The sequence below is a fragment of the Bradyrhizobium prioriisuperbiae genome, from assembly GCF_032397745.1.
GTDB classification, from domain to species: domain Bacteria; phylum Pseudomonadota; class Alphaproteobacteria; order Rhizobiales; family Xanthobacteraceae; genus Bradyrhizobium_A; species Bradyrhizobium_A prioriisuperbiae.
Genome location: NZ_CP135921.1, coordinates 4,556,475 through 4,574,825, shown reverse-complemented (window position 1 = coordinate 4,574,825; position 18,351 = coordinate 4,556,475). Strand labels below are relative to the sequence as shown.

Sequence of the window (18,351 nt, the reverse complement as noted above, 5' to 3'; positions counted from 1 at the left end):
CCCACACGAGGATCCGCCGATGCCCGACAGCGACGACCTCCAGAGACTCGAAGCAGAACGCGCGCGCCTGCTCGGGATGATTACCTGGGAAAATCGAGAGCCGGCGGAATCCCCTGGACTTGGACGAGGCGCTGCCATCCTGGCGCTGATACTCCCTGTGCTGATACTCCCTGTGCTGATCCCCGTTCTCGCGCTCGTCGCAGCGAGCCTGATGTCCAACGGCATCAGCCAGACGACATTGATTTTAGGCATCGTCCTCGCCGTTCTGATCCCGATCGCGATGATTGCTCTCTTTTCCCTGGGCGAGGCGGCCGGCGAGCCCATCAACGGCACGATCGGCCTTCTGACCACGTTGGCAACCGGGATCTCCCTTGCAAACCCGCTCGGTCCCAAAAACGGAGAGGTCGAGGTGGGGCAACGCCTTCGCGCGTGCGAAGCGCAAATCGCGGTGCTGAAAAACGCACGGTGACGATCCGTGTGACCACCTCAGCGGTGTCCGGCACCGTGATCCTCTGCCCGGCCGTTGACCGGCCTCGCACGCCTCCGACCAGAACACCTTCACCCAGCGCCATCGCGTCGACGACAAACTCTCGCCGCAAGGCGGCGGTGATCGTCAAACCGATCGACAGCATTTCCTATCTTCCGGCGTCCGGCGATCAATTCAACTCACTGACATCGGCGACTCAAAATTTCGAGCCGCAACCAAGCGAAGCGGCGCCACACCTCGGACCACGAGAGCGGACATCTTCCCCAAAATTCCGGCTTGCCGGCGACTCGCGACGCATTTATGACGCGTTAATCACTCGTTAACCACGTCGGCCCTAGCCTTTGTGGATGTGAGTGATTGCCAATGGGGAATTGGAATGAAACTCGAGGACGATGCGTTGAAGTTGTTGCAGTCGATGAAGCGTACCGATGGCAAGAAGTACACCGCCGGGACCATTAACCGCGCCCGCTATGAGCGCCTCGAACAGGCCGGCCTGATCAAGGGCACGCCCATCAATGTCGGCGATGTGATCTACACGCTGCTTCCCGCTGCCGAAGAACATCTCGCGCACTGAACAAATTCAAGAAGCCCGGTGCAATGCCGGGCTTTTTGCTGAATCGAGCAAGAACAAAACGGAAACCAAAGACCCTTGTGCCTTGCTGAGACCCCACAAAAGCAGGAATCTTAAGAGAACTTCGGTTTGCTTCCGTGTCGTGATCTCGTTTGGTGAAGCAAAAAGGAGATGACCGTGTCGAGGACCAGCAAGGCTCTGCCAACCGCGGAGGAGATTTGGGACCTGGATAAGGAGCTGGTCCCGGCGGACAAGCCGCCGGTGCTCAAGGCTGCCGCCGAGTCATCGGCCGCCGGCAAGAACGACGGCGGCAAATCCCCGTCCATCGCGCCCAAGAAATGAAAAGCCGCTGATCCGAGATCATCGCGGCGATCCGGTTTCAGCCCCGTTTCGGAAACAGCTTGTCGCGGATGTAGCGCGACGTCGGCGTCAGCCGGATTCCACGCGGCTTGCGCCAGGTGGCTTTGTCGATCTCCCGCTTGTCGCCGATGGTCAGGTGGCCGGACGCCTTGCTGGTCAGAAAGATCGCATCGCTCATCTTGCGGCCCGACAGGCGATTGCGGGCTTTGACTTCCTTCCAGAGCCGCAACCGTCCAAGCTTGAGCTTGGGCAGCTCTTCCTTGATTTCCCGGCGCAGGCAGTCCTTCTCGCTCTCGCGGCCACGCTTGCGTCCGCCCGGAAACATCCAGAGACGGTCACGCCTGCGGCGAACCAGCAGCACCTGACCACGTTTCGCGACCACGAGTTTCGAGGACTTCGCCATATCGCTTGCAATACCGCCTTATCAAACAGAGGCGCTTATCAAATGAAGCGCCAAAAAAAGCCGCTTGTCTGCGGGCGGCCGCCGCCGCATCGAATCAATGTCCTTATTTTATAACTTTGGCGCCCGCGCTCAAGGCCGCTGACCCTGTGCACTCGCCGTCGCTGGCCAAGCGCACGAATTAAGACATAAGACATATGTCTGGCATCGCCCGGTTCATCTCCGTGCAATGCTGAATGCACGGCAGGCAGCCCAACGCTCGCCACAAAGGCCATCTTAAACGACCGCGCGATGCGAGGCGTCTGGCGCCGCTTCCCCATCAGCAACGACAATCCGAATGACCCCGGGGACAGGGACACATGCGGCGGACCGATATCGACGTGTTGCGTATTCTATTGTGCGGCGGCGTGATCGTCGCCCACGCGCTGCTGATTTTCGCAGTCGAGCCGCGCTATCATCTCAAGAGTGCGGAGCCATCGATGATCGCCTCGGCGATCTACGAATTCCTGCGCCCCACTCTGATGACGACATGGTTCGTGCTGGCGGGCTGGGCCTCGCTGAAATCGCTGCGCAGCCGCGGACCGCTGCGCTTTGTCACGGAGCGGGCGACACGCCTGCTGGTGCCGCTGACCGTGGGCATCATCACCTCTGGATCGATCATCAAATACATCGAACTCAGCCACGGCCGCGATCTCGGCTTGAACGGCCTGCGGCTGGTGGCGCCGCTGCAGGATAGCTTCTTCGAGTTCTTCCCGCAGAATCTGAAATTCCTGAAGCTGCTGACCTGGTCGCACCTCTATTTCCTCGCCTATTTGTTCCTGATTTCGGTGCTGATGCTGCCGCTGTTGATGCGGCTGACGAAGCGGACGCCGCAGCGCGAGGTGCCGCCGGCCTGGATGGTGTACCTTCCGGCGCTGCCGATGGCGGCGCTGCTGGTGGCGTTCAACGGCTTCTGGCCGTACATGCCGAACCTGATCCATGACTGGGCGAATTTCTCGTACTTCGCGCTGTGCTTCGCGATCGGCGCCGGCATCGCGGTCTGGCCCGGCTTCGAGACGCGGCTGCGTTTGGAGGCCCCTCGCCTCGCGCTGCTGATGCTCGTCGCCTTCGCCGGCATGATGTGGGTGGGCGAGTCCGCCCTCGGCCGGGTGTTCGTCGGAGTGCTGGGATGGAGCGCGGTCGGCGCGGGCCTCGGCGGCTTCGCCCGCCTGCAACCGCAGGATACGCCGCTGGTCGGCTATCTCAATGAAGCGCTGTTGCCGGTGTTCATCGTGCACCACGCACCGCTGCTCCTGATCGGCACGGTGGTGCTGCCACTGGCGGTGCCGGTCTGGGTCAAGATCGCGGTGATGTCGCTTTGCTCCACCGCGATCTCGCTCGCCGCCTATCACTGGCTGATCCGGCCGTGGCCGCCGATGCGTTTCCTGATGGGGATGAACCCGAAGCCGCCGGCCACGCTGCCGGCGAACGCAGCGCCCGCAGCCTGATTTTTATTTTGACGCGTTTTTCCCGCGCAAACGCTTCGCGTTTGTCGCGAGCGAACCGGTGTCCACTTCGCCGGAAAACGCTCTAGCCGCCGAGAAAATCCTTCTTGCCGACGGGAACGCCGTTGTGCCGCAGGATGGCGTGGGCGCTGGCGACATGGAAATAGAAGTTCGGCAGCACGAATGCCAACAGATGGGTCGCGCCGGGCATGGTGCCGATGGCGCGCGACTCGATCATCCGCTCCGCGCTGCCGTCGAACTGCTGCGGCGTCACGGTCTGCAGGAAGGCCACCGTCTTGGCGACCCGCTCCTTCAGTTCGTCGATCGTGGTCTCGGTGTCGGGAAAGCTCGGCGCCGCAACCCCGGTCAGCCGCGAGATGCCGCCCTTGGAGGTGTCGCTGGCCCGCTGTATTTGCCCCGCCAGCGGCAGCATGTCCGGCGCGAGCCGCGCATTGACCAGGACGGAGGGTTCGAAGCCGCGCTCGGTGGCATTGGCCGCCGCTTTGTCGAGATAACGCGACAGGACGCCGAGACCGCGCTGTAGCGCGGGAATCGAGAGGTCGTACATGGACAAGGACATGGTCAGGATTCCTGAGGAATGGATGTGAAGCCGCGCAGCCGGGTGGTGCGACTTTCAGCTGATATGATGTCTATGGCTGCGATTGCCAGTGATTGATGTCACACCTTCGACGCCGCCAGGAACGCCGCCATCATGGCGTCACGCTCGCCGATCAGCCGCGCCAATCGCAGCCGCATCTCCAGCAGGCGCGTGGCAGCAGCAGTGCAGTCGATGTCGTTGGCGATCAGGGCCTGCATCTCCGCCTGCTGCAGGCGGATGTCGTCGCGCAGGCGGGCGATGTCGCGCCGCTTGGACGAGATCTGGCGCTCGGTAACCGGCGCCGACGAGGCGATCGAGACGGATTGACCGCCAGATTTAGTGCCGGGTGTGCTGCCGAACTCCATATGGCCTCGCAATGTTCGCCTGTTCACCACAACCAAAAAAAGATGGCTCGATTTAAGAACAAAGATAGAACATTGGCAAGTTTTATGTAGGATGAACCCACACTGATTCACACCATAGGTGGAAACATGGGCGCACTAAAACAAAATGTAGTATGTCTGAAGCACATCAGCCTCTACTGCGAGGAACTGGAGCGACTGCACCTGTGGGGCGTGGACGAGGATATCGACCGCGAGTTCAACCGGGTCTGCCAGACCATCTGGGGCTACACCCTGGACGACTTCGATGACGACGATATCTCGGAGCGGGATCACAAGTGGCTGGACAAGCTGACGGCGAAAAAAGCCTACGTGTTCGCGCTCAAGCACGGCTACGACATCGGCGACTATGAGGACATGGTCTCCGACTGGTGGGGCTTCGCCTGGATGATCCTGGCCGAGCAGCGCGGATTGCTGACCCCGGAGCGCCGCGCACTGGCCTGGAAGAAACATGACGAACGGCTGCTCGCCAACGGCGTCACCGCGGTGCTGCGCTCGGCGTGATAGCCGCGCGTGAACCCGCTGCAGTCTTGGCCGTTAGCGCGACAGGGCCTGACAACCAGAAGGACCAACATGCCGCAAGCAATCAAGCCGGCCATCGCGCGGATCTGGCGCGGCCGCACCACGGCCGCGATGGCCGACACCTATGAGGCCTATCTCTATGAGGTCGGCATCAAGCCGCTGATCGCGAAAGCGATGGGCGTGCAGCACCTGCGCGAGGATCGCGACGGCGAGACCGAGTTCGTCACCATCTCGTATTGGGAGAGCATTCCGGCGATGAGCCGCTTCACCGGCGGCGATCCGACCAGGATCCACCACCTCGAGCGGGATGCCGAATTCCTGATCGAATTGCCGAAGTCGGTGCAGATCCTGAAGCTGCGGCACAGTCATGGCAACACCGGCGGCGACGCGTGAGGCACCATCGTGAGTATTCTGGCATACGCTGAGTGAAGCGGATGCCAGCAGGCTGATCTCAAGGGCCTGAACCCAGGTCTTGATTCTCAGAACATCGTGTTGGTGTTGGCGGCTTGCTCCGGCACATCCTGGCGCACGTCCCAATGCTCGACGATCTTGCCCTGCTGCAGCCGGAAGATATCGACGATCGCCGATCCGCGCGTACCTGGCTCGCGCACCGCATGGACGTGCAGGATCACATAGTCGCCCTCCGCAAACACGCGCTTGATCTCGCTGCGCGAGTTCGGGAATTTGCTGCGCAGAAATTCAAGAAATGTCTTGAAGCCCTCGATACCGTCGGGCGCGGTCGGATTGTGCTGGACGTATTTCGGACCAAAATATTTCGACGCGGCCTCGAAATCCTTCTGGTTCAAACCCTTCTCGTAGAACTCGAGCACGGCTTTCGTGTTGGCCTCCAACTGGGCCGGGTCTGCCGCATGCGCAGTAGACCCCACCATGGCGGCGAGAACGAGCACGGAAAAGAGAGCGGTTGTAAATTTCATCATGATCGGTCCCTCAAGGAAAATATCGCCCGTCATGACCTGAACCGATGCACCACGCCAGCGCAAGCGCGATCACATCGGCGCCAGACCAGTTACTGAGGCGAAACCACTTACCTGGTTGAAACCGCTCGCGCGCAACCGTTCACTTGTTCGGATTGATCAGGAATTTCTCGCCCGTGGCACGCTTGTTGTAGGCGGCGAGGTTGTCGAGCTGCAGCGCCTCCTGCAGCGACACCACCTTGGTGTAGTGCGAGGCGAAGGTGGTCTTGAGTTCGGCGACCACGCGCTGGCGCAGCTTGTGCCCGGTCTCGGGGCCGACCTTCTGCAGGAACGGAAACAGCAGCCAGCCGCCGATGCCCCAGGCCATGCCGAAGCCGCGGCTCAGTTCGGTCGGGCGTACATCCAGGCCGCCATAGATATAGACCTGCTTGTGCACGTTGGAGCCGTAGCGGCTGTAAGTGCTGGCGGTCTTGTTGATGGCCGCTTCCATGGCATTGAGAATCTGCCCCGCCAGCTTGCCGCCGCCGATGGCGTCGAAGGCGATGGTCGCACCGGTCTCGACCAGTGCGGCAGTGAGATCGTTCATGAAGCTGGGCGCGGTGGAATCGACCACGTGTTTGGCGCCGATATCGCGCAGGATTTTCGCCTGCTCGGCGCTGCGCACGATGTTGACCAGGCCGATGCCATCCTTGAGGCAGATCCTGTTCAGCATCTGGCCGAGGTTGGAGGCCGCCGCGGTATGCACCAAGGCCTTGTGGCCTTCCCTGCGCATGGTCTCGGTCATGCCCAGCGACGTCAGCGGATTGACGAAGCAGGAGGCGCCGTCGGCCGCCGTAGCGCCGTCCGGCAGCGGCAGGCATTCGGCCACCTTAAGGACGCGGTATTGCGCATACATCGCGCCGCCGATCATGGCCACCATCTTGCCGTTCAGCGCCTGCGCCGCGGCCGACGAACCGGCCTTGATCACCACGCCCGCGCCTTCATTGCCCACCGGCATGGACTCATCGAGACGTGCGGCCAACCCGGCCAGCGCCGCTTCCGGCACTTTTGCCGTGACCACCACGTCGTCGCCGCTGCCGGTGGACTTGAACGACGCGGGATCAGCCGGGCCGGTCAAAAGCCCGAGGTCCGACGGATTGATCGGCGTGCCCTCGACCCGCACCACCACCTCGTCGGCGCCGGGCTCGGGAATCGCGATGCGTTTGAGCGAGATTTCCAGTTCGCCGCTCTTCTTGATCAGCGAGCGCAATTGCAATCCGGTTGGGTCTGCCACCTTGAGTCTCCCCTGTGCTGTCCTGATGAGATTGCCCCAAAAGGCCTTTCGTACCCGGAAGTTGGCCTCCGGCCGCCCGGGATGCAAGGCTTGCTGATGCCGACAGGACAGCCATGCCGGCTCATTTTCCAGCCTCTCCCGCCATGACGACACGCCCAGCGGCTCACACCGGAACAATTTGGGCTGAGCGGAATTGTGTTTTTCGCCTCGGTCCATTGCGGGGACCTGCCCGGGGAAGCGGTGGTGATGCCATGCTGACGATTGGACTGTCCACAAGCGGTACCTCGTCCATGCGATCATGCGCAGCCGCGATGGCGTTGCTGTCCCTGAGCCTGCTGCCGGCTCCCACCGACGCCGCGCCGCGCGACCGGCGCGGCGATACCGGCAGCCTCGATGCCGGCGGCGCCGGCTTTCCCGGCACGCGGATGATGGAGGCGATGCAGGAACGCAAGGCCTCGAAAGGCAGAGACGGCGCCCAGCTTCCGGCCGCGATGGCCGGGCGTGCCGACGGCAGCGGATCGCAGGCGGCGATGCTGAACATGCGCGCCACCCACATGCGCTGGAGTGCGGCCTCAGTGCGCGGTGCGCTGCACGCGCCGCAAATTCACCAGGCCTTGCATGCGACCCAGGCGCTCAACGATCCGCGCACCCGCGCGATGGTCACTTCGGCGCTTGCGACCGTGGCCTGGCATCGCGGCGGCCATGGCTGGTGGCGCCACAACACCGGCGGCTACGGCTGGGTCGGCCCGGTGTTCTGGCCGTTCGCATTCTACGACATCTCCAACGCCGCGTTGTGGGGCGACAGCAGCGATCCCACCTTCTGGAGTTATGGCACCAGCGACCTGCACGCCGGCCTGTTCGGTCCCTACGCCTATGACGACCTCACCGGCTATGCCACCCACCTGCGCGCGGCGCGGCATGTGAGCGGCGCGGAAGAAGCGGCCTCCGCGGCAGGCATCGACAAGGACGACCAGAACTCGTTGGCGCAACTGTGCGGCGACACCAGCCGCAGCATCGCCGGCCTGCCGGTCGACATCATCGCGCAGGCGATCTCCCCTACCGAGGCACAGCGCGCGGCACTCGACACTCTGGCCGATGCCTCCGCAAAAGCCTCGCAGATCCTGCAGGCGGCATGCCCCACCGACATGGTGCTGACCGCGCCGCGGCGGCTGGCCATCATGCAGACCCGCATCACGGCAATGATCTCAGCGGTGCAAACCCTGCAGCCGGCGCTGGAAGCGTTTTACGGTCCGCTGAGTGAAGAGCAGAAGCTGCAGTTCGACGCCATCGCCACGGCGCAGCGCACAGCCGCCGATAAAGCAATGGCCGAAGCGGCCCAGGCGACCGACAGCCGCAACCGGCGGCATCGGTCGCCTCGCCGCGAGATGCCCATCGATCCGGCCGCCACAGTGCAAAACTGCAGCGATGAGCAGCCCGATGGCGTCACCGCATGGCCGGCGGCCATGGTCACACAATCGGTCGTGCCCACGGACGCGCAACGCGGCAAGATCGAAGCGCTGCAGCGCGCGACAACACAGGCCGCCGAGATGCTGAAGGCCTCCTGCACGCCCGCGGCCGCGACCACGCCGCCGGCGCGCCTCGCCGCGATCGGCCGCCGGCTGGAGGCCATGCTGCGGGCAGTGACAACGGTCCATGCCGCGCTCGACGACGCCTACGCCACCATGAACGACGAACAGAAGGTCTCCTTCGACACCGTCGGCGCGCAGCAGATGGTCGCGATCGCGCAACCCACCACCGATCGCCGCGGCCGGCGCTCGCGGCAGATGCCGTCGGACACGGCGCAAGCCACACAGCCACCAGCCGCGCAAGCGGCGTCGGAAAGCGCCGAGCCCAAAGCCGCGGAAACCCGCCCAGCCGCGCGTCGCTACGTGCGTTATGCCCGCCACCACGGCCGTCACGGCGTGCGCGTCACCCGCGTGCTGCGACGAATGCTGTTCTCGTTCGTGCGGTGAGAGCGCGATTCACCGCCGCCCGTTGTGCGGCGGGAGGTTCAAAGTCCGGCAGGCCTCTGCTGGAACTTCTTCTTACCCACCCCTCTTTTGTGCAGCCGGCGTCCAGTCGACCTCGGCAGCAACATCGGTGATGATCTCGCGCAACCACGCCAGTGCGGAATCCATGTGAAACGATGCCGGCCACTGATTCATCGTCGAAAGCACGCGTCCATATTGTCCCCGGTTTCGGGCACTTCGCCACGCAGGAAAACCCGGCCTGCATCAGGACGATTGGCGATTTCCTCGCGGGTTGAGCGCAAGTTGCGCGAGCCGCTCTCGAACACAGGGGATGCCGAGCAGGACTCCACCATCTTCCTTCCAATAATAAAACTCAGGGAGACACACATGAGGGCCATTGCAATCGCGCTCGCTTTCCTCGCCGGCATGATATCGACATCGCTGGCTCAGACGTCGCCGGCTCAGACGTCGGCCACTCAGAGTTGGCCCACTCAACCCATGCGACTCGTTGTGAACTTTCCTCCGGGAGGGACGGCCGACCTGCTTGCGCGACTGATCGCCCAGCCCCTCGGCGAAACCTTCGGGCAGCCGGTGGTCATCGAAAACAAAGGCGGCGCCAACGGGAATATCGGCGGAGAAATGGTGGCCCGGTCCGCGCCCGATGGCTACACCTTGCTCGTGTCGTCAGGCAGCATGGTCGCGATCAATCCGCATCTGTATGCGAGCATGTCTTTCGACCCGGCGAAGGATCTCGTGCCCGTCGCGTCCGTCGCGCGCGTCCCCTTCTATCTCGTCGTTCGCACCGAAAATCCGGCGAAGGATTTCGAGGCCTTTGTCGCTGATCTCAAAGCCAACCCGGGAAAACGCAATTTCGGATCGCCCGGCATCGGCAGTTCTCCGCATCTTGCAGCGGAAATGCTCAAGAAGATGACCGGCACAGATGCTCAGCATGTGCCTTATCGCGGCGCAGCACCTGCGCTCAACGACCTGCTCGGGGCGCAACTCGACTTCCTGTTCGACCCCGGCATCGCCATCGAGCACGTGAAGGCCGGCCGGCTGCGCGCCCTTGCGATCGGAAGCCCGCAGCGCGCACCGCAACTTCCCGACGTGCCGACGCTCGAGGAGCTCGGCCTTGCCGGTTTTGACACCGACGCTTTTTTCGGCGTTTACGCGCCCGCCGGAACTCCGCGTGACGTTATCATGCGCTTGAATGCAGAGATCAATCGAGCGCTGGCGACGGCCGCATTGAAAGAGCGAATCATGGCCATCGGCAATCTGCCCGCACCGATGTCCCCTGCCGAGTTCGGAGACAGGGCCCGCGACGATTCCAGGCGGTTCGGCGCAATCATCCGGGAGCGGGGAATCATTGGCAGCAATTAGTCAGCGAAGTTCAGGCCCCAGCAACAGGATGCCGGCACGAAAGCGGCGCCGCCTCGTAAGAACGGATGACGGGGCGCCCTCCACCCCATCACCTCAATACCCACCGTGAACTGACATCCCGCGCGGGACGCGCACGCGCCCGCGCGGCTGATGTTTTCAGACTCACCGGTTGCTTGCTTCCCTGTCGTGATCCTCGTCATGATCCGGTCTCACACACGCAAAGCTCGCGGCGCTGGTCGTGCTGCCAGTCCCGTTGTATTTGGCAAATTGCGGGAAGGGACACAGCGGTCGCTGGAACGCGATGCCCTGGGTCGGATCGTCATTGACGTACTTCGTGGCGACGATTCTGTCGGGCGCATCATGATATTCGACCCATCGGTCCAGCGCCGAGATAATGTCGCCCTGCGGATCGGAGGGGTTCGGCCCGTTGAGCGTCAATTGCCCGAACGCGTTTGCGCCGGGTCCGCCACCGCAGTGAGCCATGCCCGGAACCATGAAGAGACGATAGAATTCTCTGACACGTTCGTGGCCGCCGACTTCCCGGGTCACCGCGTTATAGTAATCGATGTCGTTCTCGGGCGAGATGGCGGTATCACCCCAGCCTGCATACTGGATCAGCTTGCCGCCACGAAACTTGAAGGGACGAAGATTGGGATCGACGGAATTCAGGATCGCTCCGACCCGGACGTCCGCCTGACGGGCGTTTTGCTCGATGCTGAACGTGTCCGGGGTCCATCCGGAATTCGGAAACACGATGTACTTAAAGAAGTTGGTCCCGAACAATCCCTGCAGTCCATTGGCCGGATTGCCGCCCCCGGTCAGCCATGCCGGCCAGTTGGCCGGATCACTCGCTTCGTCGCCCGTCACGCGATAGCCCGGGAAGATCCCGCGCGGACCCGAAAAGATCTTCTTGATCGCCTGGATCTTGTCATTCGACAGCGACAGCCTGTCCGGGTTGAAGCGGCAGGCCAGGGGATTGTTCAGGAATTGATCCGTGCGCAGCCCGCCGTCGCGTCCGGCGCACTGTCCAAGCATGGCGTTGCTGACGACGCCGAGGTCGGCTTGCGAGAGATCACCGCCGGGGATTGCGGCAAGCGCTTTCTGGTTCCAGACGAACCCGCTAAACAAGTTGGTCCAGTCATTCGCTGGAGAACCGACCACGATGCCATCGAAATCGTGCGGGTAGCGCTGCGCTTCCATCAAGGCTTCGCGGCCGCCATCGGAACAGCCCACGAAATAGGAGCGACGCGGGCCACTCGATTTGAAGGCCATGATGATATCCTTGGCAACGTCGGTGGTCTCCTTCAGCGCGCGATATCCGAAATCGACCACCTTCTGAGGATGGCCGACCGCCCAGGACGCGTCGATGCCGCTGGCCTGATGGCCATCGTCGGTCGCCGCCGAGGCATACCCCCTGCGAAGCGGCTCGGCCATGCTGGTGTAGGAGATCGACCCACAGAAACCGCCGCAGCCCACCTGCAGATACTTCAGGTTCCACCCCGCTTCCGGCACCCACACTTCGAAATTGATGTGCGAGTCGCGGGTCGGCGTCGTAAATCCTGCCACCCGGCAGAATTGCGGCAGTCCTGGAAGCGATTGAGCCGGAGTGGTCGGCGTGACGAATGTTCCGGCCGGAACGGTCTGCGCCGTCGTGATGGTCGTATTCGGCCGATGAAAGTGGCTCGCCAGTTGAGAGCATGTCGAGGCGGCGGCTGGGGACGCCGACAACACCCCGATCGCCACCGGCGCGGCCGCAGCCAGCAGATACCCTCGGACTCGTCGCCGGTCTTGTCTGTTTCTCATCATCGGCTCCTCCCTGTTGCAGCGCATTATGCCGGGCGCTTGCATGCCCGTTTCGCCATGATAGATCAGTGATCCGCCTGGAGACTGTCGCCGGTCTAACAATCTGGTTGCACAATGCGGTCGCTCGACGATTTGTTGGCTACGAGCACATGGGCGAGCGCGCTGTCAGCCGCGCAATTGCAGCGCGCGCGGACCACCATCATGGTGCGCGAACTCGAGCCCGGCAATTATGCGTGCCACAAGGGCGATCCGTCCAATGTGTGGGTCGGTGTGGTCGACGGACTGATCAAGGCAGCAAACCTGTCCGAAACCGGAAGGCCCGTGACCTTTGCGACGTTCCCCGCCAATTGCTGGTTCGGCGAAGGTTCGATCCTCAAACAGGAGCCGCGCAAATACAATGTCGTCGCGTTACGTGACTCGCGCGTCGCGTTGATGCCGGCAGCCACATTTTTCTGGCTGCTGGACACAAGTATTGCTTTCAACCGCTTCATTCTCAACCAGTTGAACGAACGCCTCGGGCAATTCCTGGGTGCGTTCGAGCATGACCGCCTGGACGACCTGGACGCGCGCGTCGCTCACACCCTCGCGGACATGCTGCATCCGCAACTCTATCCGAGCCGGGAATATCGCATCGAAATCTCCAACGAAGAGCTTGGTCATCTCGTTGGGGCATCGCGGCAAAGGATCAGTCAGGCGCTGCAGGAGTTGGAGAAGATCGAGCTGATCGCGATGGGGTACCGGACAATCACGGTCCTCAATATCGAGGGCCTGCGGGATTTCGACACCCGGTTCCCGGCTCACCTGACAAAATAAACTTGTGACAAAATAGACTTGCACGGCGGCTGCCGCAGGTTGCGGGCCGCCGTTGTACAGCTCGGCACGGCTAAAGCCTTTTCCGTTCCGATAAAATCGGAACGGGGCTCTAGCATCTTGTTTTGACGCGTTTTCTTGACGCGAACCGGTATCCACTTCGCTGGAAAACGCTCTAAGCGCTGGTGACGTTGCGCCGTGTGATGTGTTTGATGTCCAGCGCGCCCACCTGCCGCATGATGGTGATGAACTCGTCGTCCAGGATCTGGAGCACGCGGTCCACACCCGTTTCACCAAATGACGCCAGGCCCCACACATAGGGCCGGCCGATGCCGACGGCCGCAGCGCCCACGGCGAGCGCCTTGAGAACATCGGTGCCGCGGCGCACGCCGCCGTCGATCAACACCGGAATCTTGCCGCCGACCGCGTCCACGACTTCCGCCAGCACGCCGATGGTCGACTGCCCGCTTTCTTCCGCGCGCCCGCCATGGTTGGAGACGATCAGGCCGTCCACGCCGTGTTTCAGCGCTTCCTTGGCATCCTCACCCGTCATGATGCCCTTGAGCACGAGCTTGCCCTTGACGATCTTGCGCAGGCGATCGATGAACTCCCATGTCATCCCGGTGCCGTACAGGTTCGTGACCTTGGACACGTCGATATCGGCGAAGTTGGACTTGCGGCTGACCTCGTTGGTGAAGCCCGGCGTGTGACAGCCCGAGCACTCGCGCTGGTCCTGGCGCCGTTCGCGAAACAGGGTTTCAGTGTTGCGGCCGCCCTGGCGGTCGACCGTCAGCACGATCGCCGGAGAGCCCGCGCTCTCCGCGTGCTGCACGAGTTTCTGCGTCACGTTCCAGTCGTCGGTCGGATACAACATGAACCAGGCCGGCTTGCCGTGCGCCTTGCTGACATCGGCGATGCTGGCATTGTCGACGGTGGAGAGAATCATCTGATGGTTGCGCTTGGCGGCGGCGCGCGCCACGGTGACCCCCGCCTCGGGATCGTAAGCGCCGAGGCTGCTGACCGGGCACATGAAGATCGGGCTGCCCCAGGTCTCTCCGAAGATCTTCACACTGGTGTCGACCTTTCGCGCATCGATCAGACGCTGGACGCGGATGTTGTATTTCGCGAAAGCGGTGTGGTTGGCGTCGCGCGTCACGTCACCGTCGACACCACTCTGGAGGTAGCCCCAGTGCGCCGGCGCCTCCTGGCCGAGCACAGCCTTCTTCGCCGCCGGTTCGAACTCGAACACATCCAGTGCGTCGGCCGCGGCGGTGATGACGCCGTCCGGGCCGAGCGCCCGCCGCGAGCCGCGCAGCACGTCATAACTCTGCGCGAACGCCCGATCCGTGCCCGCGGTCAACAGCGAGGTGATCGCCCCGAGAGAGGTCGCCGTGAGCAAAGGACTGCCGGCGAAAAACCGCAGCAACTGGCGGCGCGCGATCATGTTGCCCGTCATCGGCGTCTGACGCGAGGTATCTGTCATCGTGTTCTCCCGAATGCGAATGAGCGCCGCGTGGTGCGGGACACCGGAACAATGACGCGGGCAAGACGGAGCGCATGATGGCGCCCGCCGGTTGCGGCGTCAATTTAGTGCGCCGGGACGATAAAGTATGCCACCCTAACGTATAGGGGCGACCGCGCTGTGAAAGCTCATCGTTTTCCAATGAAGCCAAAGGACGCCGCCCCGGCCTCGCGTCGGGAGAAACAAAGGCACGGCCCTGCCCGAGACCAAGTCTCAGGTCTCAAGCGGGGCCGGACCGTCGATCTGCAACACCAGTAAAATCGAAAATTTTCAGCCCCCGCCGCTGCGGCCTTCCGCTGACGGGTCATCCATCCGACCATAGCCGGCGTCCGCTCCGCCATAATAGCCAGTTGGCGGAACCATCACGGCCGGCTGAAAGCCGGGCTGATGGTTCTGTACCGAAGCGTGGGACGACATCAATCGACGGTGCTTGCTGGTGCCGGCACCATGCTCACTCTGGGCGTAAGCGCTGACTCCGCTCGCTGTCACAAAAGCAGCAACAAACAAGATAAGTTTTTTCATTACTTGTTTCCTTCTTGATGGGAACTGTAGCAACTGCAACAATACTCTGGCGTGCGCTTCGGTCTGTTCACAATCGGACCGCTTCAAGCTCACTTGTTGTTGAGCGCAAAACGGGCTCCCAATTTGGGCGAGCCGCAATTGCGGTGACCACTACGGCCCCACTGCCGCCTTACATGAAACGCGCGAGGTCAATTAGGTGCACAGGCACCGAAATTCACGCCGCTCATCGCCTCCCGCTGATGCGCTACCGTCACCTGCCGGTTGACGCCCGTGCGAATGCACCGCACCATCCGATCGCTGGATCGGCGAGCCATTTCAGCTCGCATCTCAACACCGTAAGCAGGCGCCATGCGAAAATTCCATTGCCGCTACCTTTTTGTTACACTTTGCTTTTTCGCAGCATTGGCCGCCATGCAGACAGAGGCTTTCGCCGGCACGCGCCTCGCGCTCGTGCTGGGCAACAGCAACTATCAAGCCGTTCCCGCACTCGGCAATCCCGCCAACGACGCCGCCGATCTCGCCCAAACTTTGCGCAGCGTCGGCTTTGAGGTGATCGAGCAGCGCGATGCGACCCGCGACGCCATGGCGAGGGCGGTGCGCGACTTTTCCGAGCGCCTGCGCGGCGCTGACGTCGCATTGTTTTTCTACGCCGGCCATGGCTTGCAGATGAACGGAGAGAATTATCTGCTGCCGGTCGATGCGAAAATCGAAACGCCTGCGGATGTGCGCTTCAACACGCTCAATCTGACCGACATCCAGCAGGAGATGGAGGGGACGGGGCGCGCCAACATCATCATTCTTGACGCCTGCCGCAACAATCCCTTTGTCGAGAAGCTCGCTCATGGCGGCCGCGCCACGCCCAATCGCGGGCTCGGCCGCATCGAGGCGGCGGGACAGGGCTCGCTCATCGTTTATTCGACGCAGCCCAACAATATCGCCCTCGACGGCGTGGGGCGGAACTCGCCCTTTACCGCCGCGCTGCTGAAGCATATCGCAACGCCCGGGATCGAAGTGCGCCAGATGCTCTCCAGGGTTCGCGGCGACGTGCTTCAAACGACCGGTCAGAAGCAAACGCCTTGGGACAGTTCCTCCCTCGTCGGCGATGTCTATCTGGCGGCCCAACCGACCCCGATTGGCATCGTCGCCTCACCCGCGACGCCGACGCAATCGGCGGCCTCGTCCCAAGCGCCAGGCGATCTGAAGCAACCGGCTTTGGTCGCAACGCAGGCTGCGCCGTCGGTCGAGCCGCGAACCGCCGCGTCTCAGGTGCCGCCGGTTACCGCGGACGGCCCGGTCGGCGAATGCGAGCGCGCCGCCGCGCCGCCGCCGCCTTTCGCCAGTCCTCAGCAGTTGAAAATCTACAACACGCTCGATTTTTCGGCCGCGGTCCCAATCTGTGAGGCTGCCATGCGCACCAGTCCCAATGAACTGCGCCTGGAGTTTCTGCTTGGCCACGCCTACGAAAAGACGAGAAACTATATGGAAGCGCTGCGGCATTTGACCAAAGCCGCTGATGCCGGCTATGCGCCAGCGCAAGCTCGTCTCGGGATCCTTTTCGCGACCGGGCGCGGAGTCGTAAAGGACCGACCGCGGGCCTTCGAGCTGTTCAGCAAGGCCGCCGCCGCGGGTGTGCCTGGCGCCATCAGTAATCTTGGCGCGATGTACTCCAACGGCGAGTTCGTGAAGAAGGACGAACCGAGGGCGCTCGAACTCTATGAGAAGGCGATCGAGGCGGGCGACCCCTTCGCCCTGACCCAGACCGGCCTGATGTATTTCTACGGCAAGGGAACGCCGCGCGACTACAACGCCGCTGCGCAATACTTCCAGCAGGCCGCCGATCTCAACGACGGCTTTTCGCTCAAATACCTCGCTGTCATGTACGAACGGGGATTGCTCGGCGCGCCCGATCCGCTCAAGGCGGCCGAGCTGCGGCGCATGGCAGTTCAGGTCGATCCGACGAGCCAGGATCCCAATGTGCCGCCACCGCAGAAGACGGTACGGCCGCAACACGCGTCGCGCGTTCACTACGTACGAAGAATCTACCGCTATCGATTCTTCGGCTGCAGCTGGGTTTGGTGTTGAGATCGTCCCCGGAACTGGTTTCGATCCTCCGAGATCCTCACAATAATTGAATGCACCGTAACTCCGCTGCTCGCCAACCCCGTTACCGTCATTGATCAGCTCCCCCGATCCGTCTCGTCGGACAACGACCTAATGCGGCGGTGTGGCGATCCGCCAGATCTGGGTCGGCGAATCCTCGTCGCCCTTGTGGGACTCGAAGTAGATCCAGCGACCATCCGGGCTCATGACCGGGGCGCCATCCTCGTGCTTGCTTGTGGTGACGCGCACGACCTTTTTGCCGTCGACCGAAATCAGGAAGATGTTCGGCACGGCGCCTTTCGGGCATGGCGTCTGCGGACCGCTGCCATAACACGCCGAATCCAGAATCCATTGACCATCGGGCGACCACGACGCGTCGCTGTCGTAATTTTCATAGACCACCCCGTCGGCGGTGGGCTTGCCGGTGATCTGAATCAGGCCGGTGCCATCGGGATTGATGGTGAACAGGTGATAGCCGCCCTCTTGCTTTGGCTTCATGTCCGTCCGCCGCTGGAACAGGATTTGCGAGCCATCGGGCGACCACACCGGCAGCCGGTTATCGCTGGCGTTGCCGCCAACCAGCAGCCGCCGCACCGGGCCACCGGCGGTCGGCACGATGTCGATGCTGCCCACGTAGCCGTCGTCGGAATTGGGGTTATGCTCGAGGTCTTCCTCGAACACGATGGTCTTGCCGTCGGGAGAGAAGGTCGGTTCCTGGTAAGCCGGGTGGCCCTTGCCTGTCGTGTAGGTGACCTGCCGCAGTCCACTGCCATCCGGCGCGACCGTCCAGATGTTGGCGTCGAGGGCGGTATCGGCGAATGTCACGAGGTTGGTCGCGCCGTTCCAAGTTGCCAACCCGTTGACATTGGTGCCGCCAAGATTGGTGGCGGTGATCGGTGTCGCCGCGCCGCCGGCGCTCGGCATGCGAGCCAGCCCGCCTTGCTGGGTATCGCCGATGTGGCCATCGTATCCGTTGATATAGAGCGTGAAAATCAGCGTTGTGCCGTCCGGAGACAGCGCCGGATTCTGCGCGCTGTTATACTTTTGGGCGCCATCGTCCGGGATTGCGTAGACCAGCTCGGCTCCGTCGCTGCGGGTGACAGGAGCTGCTCCCGCGAGCGGGGCGAAGGCAAGCCACGAGAGACCGACGCATATGATCGCGATAAAGGGACGTATCGATGTGATCGACATGATCATTGTCCTTGGCTTGCAA

19 protein-coding genes are annotated in these 18,351 nt (G+C 62.6%); 10 read left to right on the top strand and 9 right to left on the bottom strand.

The window, feature by feature from the left end:
- Positions 1–19: 19 nt before the first annotated feature.
- The 3 genes from RS897_RS21530 (at position 20) to RS897_RS21520 (ending at position 1,400) form a co-directional block, all read left to right on the top strand.
- Positions 20–469, top strand: a complete 450-nt coding sequence (locus tag RS897_RS21530) for a hypothetical protein (RefSeq protein ID WP_315830745.1) — start codon at positions 20–22, stop codon at positions 467–469.
- A 394-nt stretch (positions 470–863) separates the two neighbouring features.
- Complete coding sequence (locus RS897_RS21525; protein WP_315830744.1) at positions 864–1,061, top strand: hypothetical protein; 198 nt, start codon at positions 864–866, stop codon at positions 1,059–1,061.
- Between the two features lie 174 nt (positions 1,062–1,235).
- On the top strand, positions 1,236–1,400 hold the full coding sequence (locus RS897_RS21520; protein WP_315830743.1) for a hypothetical protein: 165 nt from the start codon (positions 1,236–1,238) through the stop codon (positions 1,398–1,400).
- Positions 1,401–1,437: 37 nt separating this feature from the next.
- On the opposite strand, the gene RS897_RS21515 is transcribed toward RS897_RS21520, so the two are convergent.
- The gene (locus RS897_RS21515; RefSeq protein WP_315830742.1) at positions 1,438–1,821 is read right to left on the bottom strand and encodes an NUDIX hydrolase; all 384 of its coding nucleotides are present in this window, start codon (positions 1,819–1,821) and stop codon (positions 1,438–1,440) included.
- Between the two features lie 356 nt (positions 1,822–2,177).
- Between RS897_RS21515 and RS897_RS21510 the strand changes: the two genes are divergently transcribed.
- A complete protein-coding gene (locus RS897_RS21510; RefSeq protein WP_315830741.1) occupies positions 2,178–3,305 on the top strand; it encodes an acyltransferase family protein in 1,128 nt (375 codons plus the stop codon).
- An 82-nt stretch (positions 3,306–3,387) separates the two neighbouring features.
- Here RS897_RS21510 and RS897_RS21505 read toward each other — a convergent pair whose 3' ends face one another.
- Both RS897_RS21505 and RS897_RS21500 read right to left on the bottom strand, forming a co-directional pair.
- Positions 3,388–3,882 carry a DUF1993 domain-containing protein gene (locus RS897_RS21505; protein ID WP_315830740.1) on the bottom strand — a complete coding sequence of 165 codons (495 nt, stop codon included), beginning with the start codon at positions 3,880–3,882 and terminating at the stop codon, positions 3,388–3,390.
- Positions 3,883–3,980: 98 nt separating this feature from the next.
- The gene (locus tag RS897_RS21500) at positions 3,981–4,265 is read right to left on the bottom strand and encodes a hypothetical protein (RefSeq protein WP_315830739.1); all 285 of its coding nucleotides are present in this window, start codon (positions 4,263–4,265) and stop codon (positions 3,981–3,983) included.
- A gap of 126 nt (positions 4,266–4,391) precedes the next feature.
- On the opposite strand from RS897_RS21500, the gene RS897_RS21495 reads away from it, so the two are divergent.
- Both RS897_RS21495 and RS897_RS21490 read left to right on the top strand, forming a co-directional pair.
- Positions 4,392–4,805 (top strand): hypothetical protein, encoded by a 414-nt coding sequence (locus RS897_RS21495; protein ID WP_315830738.1) that lies wholly within the window; start codon positions 4,392–4,394, stop codon positions 4,803–4,805.
- 69 nt (positions 4,806–4,874) lie between these two features.
- Positions 4,875–5,216, top strand: coding sequence for an antibiotic biosynthesis monooxygenase family protein (locus RS897_RS21490; RefSeq protein WP_315830737.1), 342 nt, complete (start codon positions 4,875–4,877; stop codon positions 5,214–5,216).
- Between the two features lie 86 nt (positions 5,217–5,302).
- Here the strand turns inward: RS897_RS21490 and RS897_RS21485 are convergent, their stop codons facing one another.
- Both RS897_RS21485 and RS897_RS21480 read right to left on the bottom strand, forming a co-directional pair.
- Positions 5,303–5,713, bottom strand: a complete 411-nt coding sequence (locus RS897_RS21485) for a nuclear transport factor 2 family protein (RefSeq protein ID WP_315838710.1) — start codon at positions 5,711–5,713, stop codon at positions 5,303–5,305.
- A gap of 187 nt (positions 5,714–5,900) precedes the next feature.
- Positions 5,901–7,031 (bottom strand): zinc-binding dehydrogenase, encoded by a 1,131-nt coding sequence (locus RS897_RS21480; RefSeq protein WP_315830736.1) that lies wholly within the window; start codon positions 7,029–7,031, stop codon positions 5,901–5,903.
- A gap of 311 nt (positions 7,032–7,342) precedes the next feature.
- On the opposite strand from RS897_RS21480, the gene RS897_RS21475 reads away from it, so the two are divergent.
- The gene (locus RS897_RS21475) at positions 7,343–9,004 is read left to right on the top strand and encodes a Spy/CpxP family protein refolding chaperone (RefSeq protein ID WP_315830735.1); all 1,662 of its coding nucleotides are present in this window, start codon (positions 7,343–7,345) and stop codon (positions 9,002–9,004) included.
- 300 nt (positions 9,005–9,304) lie between these two features.
- Positions 9,305–10,381 (top strand): Bug family tripartite tricarboxylate transporter substrate binding protein, encoded by a 1,077-nt coding sequence (locus tag RS897_RS21470; protein WP_315830734.1) that lies wholly within the window; start codon positions 9,305–9,307, stop codon positions 10,379–10,381.
- A gap of 162 nt (positions 10,382–10,543) precedes the next feature.
- Here RS897_RS21470 and RS897_RS21465 read toward each other — a convergent pair whose 3' ends face one another.
- The gene (locus RS897_RS21465) at positions 10,544–12,184 is read right to left on the bottom strand and encodes a tannase/feruloyl esterase family alpha/beta hydrolase (RefSeq protein WP_315830733.1); all 1,641 of its coding nucleotides are present in this window, start codon (positions 12,182–12,184) and stop codon (positions 10,544–10,546) included.
- A 135-nt stretch (positions 12,185–12,319) separates the two neighbouring features.
- Here RS897_RS21465 and RS897_RS21460 point away from each other — a divergent pair, with 135 nt between their 5' ends.
- Positions 12,320–12,997 carry a Crp/Fnr family transcriptional regulator gene (locus RS897_RS21460; RefSeq protein ID WP_315830732.1) on the top strand — a complete coding sequence of 226 codons (678 nt, stop codon included), beginning with the start codon at positions 12,320–12,322 and terminating at the stop codon, positions 12,995–12,997.
- Positions 12,998–13,169: 172 nt separating this feature from the next.
- On the opposite strand, the gene RS897_RS21455 is transcribed toward RS897_RS21460, so the two are convergent.
- Positions 13,170–14,477, bottom strand: a complete 1,308-nt coding sequence (locus tag RS897_RS21455) for an alpha-hydroxy acid oxidase (protein ID WP_315830731.1) — start codon at positions 14,475–14,477, stop codon at positions 13,170–13,172.
- A 309-nt stretch (positions 14,478–14,786) separates the two neighbouring features.
- Positions 14,787–15,038, bottom strand: a complete 252-nt coding sequence (locus RS897_RS21450; protein WP_315830730.1) for a hypothetical protein — start codon at positions 15,036–15,038, stop codon at positions 14,787–14,789.
- 411 nt (positions 15,039–15,449) lie between these two features.
- Between RS897_RS21450 and RS897_RS21445 the strand changes: the two genes are divergently transcribed.
- Positions 15,450–17,120: a caspase family protein gene (locus RS897_RS21445; protein WP_315830729.1), complete on the top strand. Its 1,671-nt coding sequence runs from the start codon at positions 15,450–15,452 to the stop codon at positions 17,118–17,120.
- Between the two features lie 129 nt (positions 17,121–17,249).
- On the opposite strand, the gene RS897_RS21440 is transcribed toward RS897_RS21445, so the two are convergent.
- Positions 17,250–18,329: a hypothetical protein gene (locus RS897_RS21440; RefSeq protein ID WP_315830728.1), complete on the bottom strand. Its 1,080-nt coding sequence runs from the start codon at positions 18,327–18,329 to the stop codon at positions 17,250–17,252.
- Between the last annotated feature and the right edge of the window lie 22 nt (positions 18,330–18,351).